This is a genomic window from Streptomyces sp. NPDC096311 (genome assembly GCF_044763085.1).
Taxonomy (GTDB): domain Bacteria; phylum Actinomycetota; class Actinomycetes; order Streptomycetales; family Streptomycetaceae; genus Streptomyces.
The window spans coordinates 37,832-47,058 of record NZ_JBIWFN010000040.1 but is presented as its reverse complement, the minus strand read 5'-3'; the positions used below and the strand labels follow the sequence as shown (position 1 = coordinate 47,058).

The following is a 9,227-nucleotide window of genomic DNA, read 5'->3' as shown; positions in this document are numbered from 1 at the left end:
TGACTCCCTCCTCCGCCTTGCAGCTGCCCGCACCAGACCGCTCACCTGTGCCTGTGAGGCGCCGTTACTTCCCTCCGGCCTGATCCGCCGGACAGGCCCTGGGGGAGCGGCAGGGCAAGGCCGCGCGCGCCGGCCGGGGCGGGCAGCAGGTCGTCGACCGGGGTGTGCGGGGGCGCCGCCGTCAGTGCGGCCAGCGCGCCGCGCATCTCGCGGGCCAGCCGCACGGCCCGCGTGCGGGAGAGCACCGCGGGGGCGAACTCCAGGCGCAGCAGCGGGTCTTCGCGCCAGCGCAGCACGGTCAGCGCGGCGTCCGCCGTGACGGCGCCCGCGTGCCCGTGATGGAAACGCGCGCTCAAGGCGCCCGCCCGCACGCGCGCGGGCAGCAGTTCGTCGCGGGCCGCGAACGTCACCGGCGTCAGGACGGGCCGGGAGCGGTCCGGGCGCACCCCGAGCTCGCGCGCCAGCTCGGCGGTGTCGAGGTCCGCGCAGCCGAGGGCCTCGCCGAACGCGCAGGCGATCCCGCGCAGGAAGTAGTCGACGCCGCCCTCCAGTTCACAGCCCACCGGCACCGTCGCCGAGCACGGCGCGAGGGTGCCCAGCAGCGCCGCCGTGGCACGGCGCGGCACCTCGCAGCCCACCAGCAGCCGCTCCAGGCCCGCGCGCCGGCCCACGGCCAGCGCCCACGCCGCCAGCAGCACCGTGCCGTGCGGCACACCGGCCCGCCGGGCCGTCGCATCGGCCGCGTCCCGCAGCCGCACGTCGACGCCGACGTGCAGCAGCTCGCCGCGGACATCGAACACGGCGGGCCGCGGCGCACCCTCCGCCCAGTCCACGGCGGCGGGAAAGCCGCGCAGCCGCTCGGCCCGCCCGGCCGCCGCGCGCAGCCCGCCCGGCCGGGCGGCCACCGCGGCGCGCCCCGCCGTATCCGGCCCGGGACGCACCGCCCGCACCAGCGGACGCCGGTGCACGGCACGGTCGTAGTCGGCGAGCAGTTCCTGCCACAGCAGCGCCGCCGACCAGCCGTCGGCCACCGCGTCGTGGTACACGAACGACAGCAGATGCGCACCCCCGGCCAGCCGGCTCAGGGCGAAGACGAGCGGCGGCCGGCCCGGCCGGCCGACCAACTGCCGCGCCCGCGCGGCCAGATACCCGTGCACCGCCGCCACCGGGTCCCCGCCCCCGCCCGCTCCCGCCGCCTCCAGAGTGACCAGCGGCGGGGCACAGGCGGCGAGAACCCGCCGCACCGGACCGTGCGGCGCATCCGCGAACACCGTCCGCAGGCCCTCGTGCCGCGCACCGAGAGCGGCGAGCACACGGCGCAGCGCGCCCGCGTCGAGCGGCCCGGCCAGCTCGGCACTGAGCACCCGGCACACCGCACCGGCACCCGCCTCCCGCTCGGCGGCCAGCGCCGCCCGCTGCCCGGGCAGCAACGCCCGCACCGCGCCCGCCCCCGCGGGCGGTCCGGGCACCGCGGCCGGGACGGGCACGGCCCGGGCCAGTACGTCCGCCAGCGGGGCGGGGCCCAGCAGCTGCGCCAGGTCCACGGCCAGGCCCAGCTGCCGTCCGGCGCGCGCCTGCAGCCGCACGGCCTGCGCGAGGCCGCCGCCCAGCGTGATGAAGGGAGAACCCGCGGCCCCGGCCGGCAGGGTGCGCCGGTCGCAGCCGATGACGTCCGCGGCCAGGTCGAGCAGCTCCTCCAGGGGAGTCGGGGTCAGCATGGGGTGGCCCTCTCTGTGGGCAGTCGTGCCCCGATGCTGGCGCCCGTGCCTCGAAGCCCGCTCGAACCCGCCCCGCACAGAGCCGTCACCGTCGCACCGCACAGCGCCGCCGTCCCCCGACGGCAGCGCTGATTTCAAAGGCAGGGACTCTATCACTGACAGCTGGATTTTCGCCGAAAGTGCTAAAGTCCGGTTCATGACGCCCCGAGAGCGACGCCTTCGCGAGCAGGCCCAGCGCCACCGGCTGATCCTCACCACAGCCCGTGAGATGGCCGAGTCCGAAGGCTGGGACCACGTCACCACACGGCGCCTGGCGGACCGTATCGAATACAGCCAGCCGGTGCTCTACCAGCACTTCAAGAACAAGGACGCCATCGTCCACGCGGTCGCCCTGGAAGGCTTCGCCGAACTCGCCGCCGCGCTGCGCACCGCCCGCGAGGCAGCCGGTGACCCGCAGGAGGCGCTGGGCGCGGTCGCCCGCGCCTACGCCGACTTCGCCGAGCGCGGACCGGTCCTCTACGAGGCCATGCTCACCCTCGACCCGGGCGAGGACACCGGCGAGGACACCACCGGGGCGGCCGGCACGCCGGCGCCGCTCGCGGACGTCCTCGCCGAGATCAGACAGGCCGTCGAGCCCGTCGCGGCCGGCCGTGACGGCGGGCTGCTCGCGGAGGTCCTGTGGAGCGCCTGGCACGGCCTGGCCGCCCTCACCCGGGCGGGCCGCCTGCGCCCGGATCCGGCGCGGCAGCGGCTGGCCGCCCTGACCGACGCGCTGCTGGGCCCGGCGGCCCAGCCCGTCTGACCCGGAGGGCCCGGTTCGGCCGGCTCATCGGGACCGGTCGCTCCGGCCCGGACAGCCGCCCGGCCGGCCAGGCCGGGGACAGCGGCCCCTCCGTCCGCCGGGACGGCGGCCCGGCCCGTCCGGTCCACGACGGGCCGGATGCGTCCGGGCCGCAGCCGGCCCGGACCGGACTCCCGGACCGGACTCCCGGACCGGGCTGTCGGACGGGGCTGTCGGACGGGGCCCTCAGGCCGGGCTCTCAGACGGGGCTCTTGGCCGTCTCCTTCTCCTGCTCCGGTTCGGCGGGGCCCGCCCCGGCGGACTCGTTCAGCCGTTTGCCGAGGAGCACGAACAGCAGGATGAGTCCCACCGTGAGCAGGATGTGCCCGAGGCCCGCGGTCAGCGGCACCGCCTCGGGGACATGGTCGCCGAGCACGGTCTCGGTGCCGTGGACGAACATCATGGCGACGGTGATCGTGATGCCCACGTTGTAGAACCAGAAGAAGTACGTGAACAGTTTCGTCCCGGACAGGGTGAACTGCTTGTCCAGGGCGAGGACGATGAGGAAACCCATCATGCCCAGCGCGAGCAGATGGGTGTGCATGAGCGCCAGCTGGGTGTCGCCGGTGAAATCGTTGGCTTTGGTGAACTCCCGGTAATACAGCCCGGAGATCACTCCCAGGATCATGTAGACGTGTGCCGCGTAGTACGACTTCCGCATCCCCGTGCTCGCTCCCTGCCGGTCAGTGCTGGTCAATTCAGGCTCTGCCGGGGGCCATTGAAGCACTCCGGAACGAACGCTTCGCCCGATTCGGGAGATCGTTCGAGCTCCTCTCGAGCAGGTCTCGAGGGCCTCTGCGACGCCCCGGGCCAGGCTGGGGCGTCGAGGTTCGTCCACGCAAAGCCCACGCAGACGAAAGGCACCCGCTTGACTTCCTCCCCCTCGTGAACGAGGGGATTCCTACGGCTCGCGCCGTGGGGTTTCCTGCTTCGTCGCCGACTGCCCGCCCGGAGTGCTCCGTTGAGGTCTTACACCAGCTCCACAGGCTGTCACCGTCAGTCCGACGGCCAGCAGGTTCTTCGCGGCGTTCACGTCCCGGTCGTGGGTCGTGCCGCAGTCGCACGTCCAGGTGCGGACGTGCAGCGGCATCTTCTCTTGGAGGGTGCCGCAGGCGGAGCACAGCTTGGAGGAGGGGAAGAAGCGGTCGACCGCGATCACTTCCCGCCCGTACCAGACGGCCTTGTACTCCAGGAGGCTGCGGAAATCGGCCCATGCGGCATCCGAGATGGCGCGGGCCAGGCTCCGGTTCTTGACCATGTTGCGCACGGTCAGGTCCTCGATCACGAGCGTTTGGTTCTCACGCACGAGTCGGGTGGTCAGCTTGTGCAGCCCGTCACGCCGCCGGTCGGCGATCCGGGCGTGGATCCTGGCAACCTTCCGCCTGGCCCTGGCCCGGTTCGCCGAGCCCTTCTGCTTCTTCGCAAGGCGGCGCTGGGCCAGGGCGAGCCGGGCTCGGTCGCGGCGTTCGTGCCGGGGGTTGGTGATCTTCTCGCCGGTGGAGAGCGTCAGAAGGCGGTCCAGGCCGACGTCGATACCGACCGCCGTATCGGTGGCGGCCAGCGGCTTGACGCCCGGGTCCTCGCACAGCATGGAAACGGACCAGCGTCCGGCGGCGTCCTGGGAGACGGTCACCGTGGACGGCTTCGCCCCCTCGGGGAGCAGCCTCGACCAGACGATGTCCAGCGGTTCGGACATCTTGGCCAGGGTCAGCTTCCCGTCGCGGAAGCGGAAGCCGCTGGTGGTGTATTCGGCACTCTTGCGGGACTTCTTCTTCGACTTGAAGCGCGGGTACTTGGCCCGTTTGGCGAAGAAGTGGGTGAACGCCGTCTGCAAGTGCCTCAGGCACTGCTGGAGCGGGACCGAGGAGACATCGTTGAGGAACGCCAGTTCCTCGGTCTTTTTCCACGCCGTCAGCATTGCGGAGGTGGTGTTGTAGTTGACCCGTTCCTGCCGCGCCCACGCCTGCGTACGGGCCGCAAGTGCGAGGTTGTACACCTTGCGGACGCAGCCGAACGTGCGCGACAGCTCTGCTGCCTGCTCGTCCGTGGGATAGAAGCGGTACTTGAATGCCCGCTTCACATGCGTCGTGGTCGCGCTCACAAACTAGCGTTACAACAGGTAAAGATCAAACCTGCGGGTCAGGACACGGTCTTTCGCCCTGGCGGCGAAACCCCGCTCCCTGCCCTGCTCCGCAGGGGTTTCGTTTCCTCCCCCGGCTGAAGCCAGGGGTATCCACGAAAGGACTCAAATGAGGCACTCCCGTACGGTCGCGGCCGTCGCCGCGGTCACCGGACTCTTCCTGGCCGCCGCGGGCGCGGCGAGCGCACAGGTCACACCCGGACCCGTCACCCCGCCGTCCCCCAAGGACCCGGAAGAGGCCGTATGACACACCTCCGCAGCGCCTGCGGCGGGCCGGCGTCGCGCCGCCGCTGGCGGCCCGGGGCCTGAACATCGTCCTCCCCCCTGCCGTCGTGCTGCTCGCTCGAGAGCCGGATCAAGCGAGGTGAGGAGTACGGGGGGAGCCGTGGTGCTGCCCGGCCGCCGTGGAGACCTTTCGCGTCCGCGGATTTCGACCGCTCTCCGTCCCGGCCGCACCCTGACAAGGCGTACCGCACCGCACCGCAGCCACCACACCCCAGGGGCCCGTCGGCGTCGGCGCTGCCTCAGTGCAGGGGATACCCGGCAGGGCGTCTCGAGCCCGCCTCCCGGAGACCGGGCCCGGCCCGCCCCGGGATCGCAGGCCGCAGAGCCACCCGGGCTCACCCGGCCACCGGCACCGGCACCGGCATCGCCGCGGGCGCCGGACGGCGGGCGGGGGAGGAAGCGGTGTGTTCCCCGGTCCCGGCCGGGGCGAGCGGCGGCCTCGCCCCGCCGCCCAGCCGGCTCAGCGCGGTGGCGGGAGCGTCGAGGGCGGCCTCGAGCAGGGCGGCCAGCTGCCCGGTCAGGTGGGCGGCGGCCGTCTCGCCGACGGCGTCGTACTGGTAGGCGGCGGTGACGGCGATGCCCGCGGGCGCGCCGGCCGGCGTGTGCCGTTCGGTCAGGATCAGGCCGAGGGCCGCGGCCCGCAGGGGGAGCAGGGGCGGGGCCGCCCGCACGGTGAGCCCGGCCGCCTCGTACGCCTCACCGCTGTCCGCCAGGACGCTCAGCGCGATGCCGCCGGGCCGGGCCAGCGCCGCGGTGCCGGCGCGGTAGGCGGCGAGGTCCGCGGCGCGTACCCGGCGCAGCAGCGCGGTGAAGGCCGGGTCGCCGGAGGTGTCCACGGACAGGGCCAGTACCCGCCCGTAGGGGCCCACGGCCCGGCGCAGGGCGGCGCTGTCACGGGCCGGCACCGGCGCGGCCACGGTGATGGCGGGGCCCGCGCCGAGCCGGGTGAGCAGGGCCGCGAGCGCGGCGTGCACCACCATGAACAGGGTGGCGCCCTGCGTGGCGGCCAGCCGGGCCAGCCGCTGGTGCAGGCCGGCGTCCCAGTCGAGGGCGAGGCGGCCGACGCGGGCGTCGGCCGGGGCGGGCCGGCTGCCCGGCGGCACGGTGGGCGCCAGGTCGCCGGCCCTCGCCCGGGGCGCAGCCTCGGGCACCGGGCCCTCCCAGCGCGGCGGCCGGCCCGCGGCCCGTGCCCGGTAGGCCAGGGCGAGTTCGGCGGCCAGCGGGGTGTGCGACCACAGGTCGACCAGGTCGGCCGGGAGGGTGAGCTCCAGCAGGTGGTCCTCGGCGGCCAGGGCGCGCAGCCGGGTGCCGGCCGAGCCCAGCCGGCTGTTGCGCAGCGCCCCGTGACGGTGCCCCACATCGCCCAGCGCCTCCTGCAGCGCCCCTGCGTTCAGTGCTCCGCGCAGCCGCAGTGGCAGGATCGCGCTGCCCTCCCCGGCGAGTGCCCCGTCGAGTGCCCCGGCGGGCCCGGTGGCGGCGGCCGGCCGCTCGCCGGCCGCCGCGGCGAACCGGGCCGGGGTGGGCGCCTCGTGCAGGGCGCGGTCGTCCAGGCCGGCGCCCAGCACCCGGCGGGCCCGGGCCAGCAGCCGGGCCGCGGCCGCGGGATGCCCGCCGATGCGGAAGAAGTCGGAGTCGGCGTGGACGGTGCGCCGCGGCACGCCGATCGCCTCGGCGAACAGGTCGCGGACGATCTCCTGCAGGGGCGTGCCGGGCGGTTCGGCGCCGGACGCGGGCGCCGCGGCGTGCTCGGCGCCGCCGTCGCTGCCGCCCGCGCCCCGCGGCAGCGCCGTCAGCGCCGTCAGTGCGGAGGGGACCAGGCGGTCGGGCGGCTTCTGACCGGAGAGTGACATCGCGGCTCGCTCCTTCGACAGCGGCTACAGAAGGAAGGTTTGGCAAAACCTTGCCAGGATCCTGGCAAGGGGGTCCTGAGGGGTCGTCTCGAACCACTGGAGCACCACTCGAGCCCCTGCCCTTCTCGCGGTGTCGCCGCAGGGGGTCTTCTCCGGCTGGTACGGCACCCCGGCGTGAGGTGACAGGGCCGCAGCGGAACCCGGCCTCGAGGGCTGCAGCCGTCGTCTCGGTGCGCGGTCTGCCGGCGGGCCGGACGCCCCGGCCGCCCCGGCGCCGGGCCGCCGGCCCCCGGGGACGGAGCGCCGCCGTCACCGCCGGACGGGGCGCGGGCGACGAGGGCGCCGCGTGACGTCCCGGGGTGAGGCGTCACGCGGCGGCGTCCATGGCCCGGGGCTGTGCGGCGAGGCGTTCGGCGGGTTGCCTGGCCTTGGCGGCCGCGTCCTCGAAGGCGCGTGTGCGGGAGGCCTCGCAGAGGGGGAGGGGCCGGCTCGGACATGGCCGGGCTGCGGGGGGCATGGTGAGTTCCGGGACGATGAAGTCGAGGTCCAGGCCTAGGGTGTCTTGAGGACGGCCTCCAGGTGGTTCTGCACGAACTCGTAGCCCTCGCGCGGGGTGCCGGGTGCGTGGGAGCCGCCACGGCTGGCGACGGCGGCGCACGCCTTGAGGGCCGACGGGATCGAGCAGCTGTATATCGGAGCGCCGATCAGGACGGCGTCCGCCCGCTCCAGCTCCTCGATCAGCTTCATACGCGCGGCGAACGCGGCGGACTGCTGCGGGGTGCGCTCGGCGGGGGCGGCGTATCCGGCGGACCGGGCGGCGGCGGTGATGCGCGGGACGGGGCCGGCGGCGAGGCCGCGGTAGATGAAGGTGCCCTCCGGGAATCAGGGGCAGAGGATCTGTACGCGGATATAGTCGTACATGAGATGGTATTGAGTGATACTATATTGAGTGAAACGAAAGTGTCGCGTTGAGCGGAGGGAGGTGGACGATCGTGGACGTCTATGAGGCGGTCACGAGCCGGCGGGCGGTGCGTGGTTTCACCGACCGGCCCGTCCCGAGGAATGTCCTGGAGCGGGTGTTGTCCGGCGCGGCCTGGGCACCGTCCGGATCGAACCTCCAGCCGTGGCACGCCTACGTGCTGACCGGCGGACCGCTGGCCGAACTCAAGAAGCGCGCCGGCGAGCGCCTGGCCGCAGGCGACCCCTGGGACGAGCCGGAGTACGAGCAGTACCCGCCCCTGCTGAAGTCCCCGTACCGCGAACGCCGATCCGCCTTCGGCGAGCAGCGCTACGGCGCACTCGGCATTCCGCGCGAGGACATAGAGGCGCGCCAGAGGGCCGCCTCCGCGAACTGGGACTGTTTCGGCGCCCCCGCCGCCCTGTTCTGCTACATCGACCGCGACCTGGGCCCGGCCCAGTGGTCCGACCTCGGCATGTATCTGCAGACCGTCATGCTGCTGCTGCGCGCCGAAGGGCTGCACAGCTGCACGCAGATGGCATGGGCGAAGTTCCGCAAGACCGTCGCGGAGGTCCTGTCACCCCCGGACGAGCTCATCCTCTTCTGTGGCATGTCGATCGGGTTCGAGGACGTCACGGTGGGTTACACCCGTACGGGCCGGGCGCCGCTCGACGAGACGGTCACGTTCGTCGGCGACTACTGACACCGCCCGCCCTCGGCCGGCCAAGGCGCCGTTTCCCGCCACGCGCACCTACGTGGTCCGTATGCATCCAAGGGGCCGGCATGCCGGCCCCGCTCAGGCCACGGCCCAGGGGCCCAGGTCGCGCGTGCGGCGGGCGGACGTGGCGGGCCGGCTCTCGTCCCATGCCGGGGCCAGCGCGGCGGAGAGGATGCCCCAGAGGTGGCCGGCGGTCAGGGCGTGCACCGGGACGACGATCTGGCCGGCGAGGCTGACGCGGAACGCGGACTCCAGCGCGCTGACGATGCCGATGAGCGCCATGGAGTCCAGCCCGTAGGCCTCCATCGGGACGTCGGCGGCGGGCTCCTTGTCCTTGCCGAGCCCCGGCAGGCCCTGGCGCAGCACGTCCTCGAATTTCGCGTTCCACGGTGTGTGGGTCATTGGGCGACTTCCTTCCGGGACGCGGGCGAGGCGAAGCGGTGCTCCGGGCAGCACCGTGCCGCATCCCGCTCGAGTCGCCGTGGACACCCGCTCAGGCCGCAGGCCCGCCCCGGGCATGACCGAAGCCCCCGCCACGGTGCTGCTGCCGGCGGGGGCCTCACGGGTTCGGCGGGTGGTCCGGTGGGCGGGGGTCCGGTGGATGTCGTACGGGGAGCGGGGGCGGGGAAGCGTTCCGCGGACGCGCGGGACGGGACGGCCGCGCAGGGGCGGGCGGCATCCTCAGACGGCCGCGCTGCCGGCTGCGACCGGCCAGCC

General features: G+C 74.1%; 8 protein-coding genes and 1 pseudogene. 3 read left to right on the top strand and 6 right to left on the bottom strand.

Annotated features, from left to right (window positions below):
• Positions 1-41 precede the first annotated feature (41 nt).
• Positions 42-1,718, bottom strand: coding sequence for a condensation domain-containing protein (locus tag ACIRA5_RS51430; RefSeq protein WP_403705005.1), 1,677 nt, complete (start codon positions 1,716-1,718; stop codon positions 42-44).
• Between the two features lie 196 nt (positions 1,719-1,914).
• On the opposite strand from ACIRA5_RS51430, the gene ACIRA5_RS51425 reads away from it, so the two are divergent.
• Entirely contained in the window at positions 1,915-2,520 is a 606-nt protein-coding gene (locus tag ACIRA5_RS51425; RefSeq protein ID WP_403705003.1) for a TetR/AcrR family transcriptional regulator, read from the top strand.
• A 238-nt stretch (positions 2,521-2,758) separates the two neighbouring features.
• Here ACIRA5_RS51425 and ACIRA5_RS51420 read toward each other — a convergent pair whose 3' ends face one another.
• Together ACIRA5_RS51420 and ACIRA5_RS51415 are read right to left on the bottom strand one after the other, a co-directional pair.
• Positions 2,759-3,220, bottom strand: coding sequence for a DUF2871 domain-containing protein (locus ACIRA5_RS51420; protein WP_403705000.1), 462 nt, complete (start codon positions 3,218-3,220; stop codon positions 2,759-2,761).
• Positions 3,221-3,460: 240 nt separating this feature from the next.
• Positions 3,461-4,660, bottom strand: a complete 1,200-nt coding sequence (locus tag ACIRA5_RS51415) for an RNA-guided endonuclease InsQ/TnpB family protein (RefSeq protein ID WP_403704997.1) — start codon at positions 4,658-4,660, stop codon at positions 3,461-3,463.
• 148 nt (positions 4,661-4,808) lie between these two features.
• Here ACIRA5_RS51415 and ACIRA5_RS51410 point away from each other — a divergent pair, with 148 nt between their 5' ends.
• Complete coding sequence (locus ACIRA5_RS51410; protein WP_159055364.1) at positions 4,809-4,946, top strand: hypothetical protein; 138 nt, start codon at positions 4,809-4,811, stop codon at positions 4,944-4,946.
• 373 nt (positions 4,947-5,319) lie between these two features.
• Here ACIRA5_RS51410 and ACIRA5_RS51405 read toward each other — a convergent pair whose 3' ends face one another.
• Both ACIRA5_RS51405 and ACIRA5_RS51400 read right to left on the bottom strand, forming a co-directional pair.
• On the bottom strand, positions 5,320-6,834 hold the full coding sequence (locus tag ACIRA5_RS51405; RefSeq protein WP_403704993.1) for a condensation domain-containing protein: 1,515 nt from the start codon (positions 6,832-6,834) through the stop codon (positions 5,320-5,322).
• 367 nt (positions 6,835-7,201) lie between these two features.
• Positions 7,202-7,698, bottom strand: a pseudogene (locus ACIRA5_RS51400) (NAD(P)H-dependent oxidoreductase).
• A gap of 128 nt (positions 7,699-7,826) precedes the next feature.
• Here ACIRA5_RS51400 and ACIRA5_RS51395 point away from each other — a divergent pair.
• A complete protein-coding gene (locus tag ACIRA5_RS51395) occupies positions 7,827-8,495 on the top strand; it encodes a nitroreductase (protein WP_403704990.1) in 669 nt (222 codons plus the stop codon).
• Positions 8,496-8,588: 93 nt separating this feature from the next.
• Here ACIRA5_RS51395 and ACIRA5_RS51390 read toward each other — a convergent pair whose 3' ends face one another.
• The gene (locus tag ACIRA5_RS51390; protein ID WP_403704988.1) at positions 8,589-8,912 is read right to left on the bottom strand and encodes an acyl carrier protein; all 324 of its coding nucleotides are present in this window, start codon (positions 8,910-8,912) and stop codon (positions 8,589-8,591) included.
• Positions 8,913-9,227 lie beyond the last annotated feature (315 nt).

Excerpts from the sequence above, each read along its gene's own strand:
- ACIRA5_RS51430 (WP_403705005.1), bottom strand. The coding sequence starts at position 1,718 with ATGCTGACCCCGACTCCCCTGGAGGAGCTGCTCGACCTGGCCGCGGAC.
- ACIRA5_RS51425 (WP_403705003.1), top strand. The coding sequence starts at position 1,915 with ATGACGCCCCGAGAGCGACGCCTTCGCGAGCAGGCCCAGCGCCACCGG.
- ACIRA5_RS51420 (WP_403705000.1), bottom strand. The coding sequence starts at position 3,220 with ATGCGGAAGTCGTACTACGCGGCACACGTCTACATGATCCTGGGAGTG.
- ACIRA5_RS51410 (WP_159055364.1), top strand. The coding sequence starts at position 4,809 with ATGAGGCACTCCCGTACGGTCGCGGCCGTCGCCGCGGTCACCGGACTC.
- ACIRA5_RS51405 (WP_403704993.1), bottom strand. The coding sequence starts at position 6,834 with ATGTCACTCTCCGGTCAGAAGCCGCCCGACCGCCTGGTCCCCTCCGCA.
- ACIRA5_RS51390 (WP_403704988.1), bottom strand. The coding sequence starts at position 8,912 with ATGACCCACACACCGTGGAACGCGAAATTCGAGGACGTGCTGCGCCAG.